Consider the following 1442-nt stretch of genomic DNA (forward strand, 5'->3'; position numbering starts at 1 on the left):
TGCGTGGCTGCGCAGCCGGGCCCCGTTCGACATCCCGCAGCCACGCATGGCGTGGCTCTACCCTGCATCTTCAGAGGACATTGAGATGGTCGCCAGTTCCCCCTCCGACATCCGCGCCCAGGCGCTGGCCTGCCGCAACGCGGCCCAACACCTCGCGCAGCTGTCCTCCACTGCCAAGACGGCGCTGCTGGAGGCGATGGCTGCGGCACTGGAGGCCGATACCGGTGCAATTCTCGCCGCCAATACGCGCGATCTCGAGGCGGCGCGTGAAAAGGGCACCGGCACTGCGATGCTCGATCGCCTGGCGCTCAATCCGCAACGCCTGGCCGGCATCGCTGCCGCGCTGCGCGAGGTCGCCGCGCTGCCCGATCCGGTCGGCAGGGTCACCCGCGATGACGTACGCCCCAACGGTATCCGCGTGCAGAAGGTGCGCGTGCCACTGGGCGTGATCGCGATGATCTACGAGGCGCGCCCGAACGTGACTGCCGATGCGGCCGCGCTGTGCATCAAGGCGGGCAACGGGGTGATCCTGCGCGGCGGCTCGGAGGCGATCCATTCCAACACCGCGATCGCCAGCGCGCTCAAGCGTGCGTTGCGCGAGGCCGGCGTGGCCGATGCCGCCCTGACCCTGGTCGAAGACCTGCGCCGCGAAACCATGCTGGCCCTGCTGCAGCTCAACGACGTGATCGATCTGGCGATCCCACGCGGCGGCGAAGGCCTGATCCGCTTCGTGGCCGAACATGCGCGCGTACCGGTGATCAAGCACTACAAGGGCGTGTGCCATCTGTACGTGGACTGTGCGGCCGATGTGGAGCGTGCGCTGGCGCTGCTGCTGGACGGCAAGTGCAGCCGGCCGTCGGCCTGCAATTCGCTGGAGACGTTGCTGGTGCACGCCGATATCGCCGCGACCTTCCTGCCATTGGCCGATGAAGCGCTGCGCGCGCGTGGCGTGGCGATACGTGCCGACGCGCGCGCGCGGCATTGGCTGACCGATGCCGCGCTGGCCACCGATGACGATTACGCCGCCGAGTACCTGGACCTGATCATCGCCGTAGGCGTGGTCGACGACCTCGAGCAGGCGCTGGCGCATATCCAGCAGTACAGCTCGGACCACACCGAAGTGATCGTCACCGAAGACCCCGTCGCCGCCGAACGCTTCGTGCACGCGCTGCGCTCGGCGGTGGTGATGGTCAACGCGTCCTCGCGCTTCTCCGACGGCGGCGAACTCGGCCTGGGTGCGGAGATCGGCATTTCCACCACCCGCCTGCACGCCTACGGCCCGATGGGCCTGGAAGCCCTGACGGTGGAACKTTTCGTGGTGCGCGGGGAAGGCCAGACCCGAACGTGAGCAGCGCACCCCGGTGGCGGCGGCTCGTCATCGCAGATAGGCGCAACAGGTAGTGCCGGCCGCTGGCCGGCTCCTCCACATCCCACCGAAAGGC

At 68.6% G+C, this 1442-nt stretch carries 1 protein-coding gene; it reads left to right on the top strand.

From position 1 onward, the window contains the following. Positions 1-85 precede the first annotated feature (85 nt). A complete protein-coding gene (locus ACXJKH_RS20445; RefSeq protein WP_457322109.1) occupies positions 86-1348 on the top strand; it encodes a glutamate-5-semialdehyde dehydrogenase in 1263 nt (420 codons plus the stop codon). Positions 1349-1442 lie beyond the last annotated feature (94 nt).

It is taken from the genome of Stenotrophomonas sp. P5_B8 (assembly GCF_054049855.1).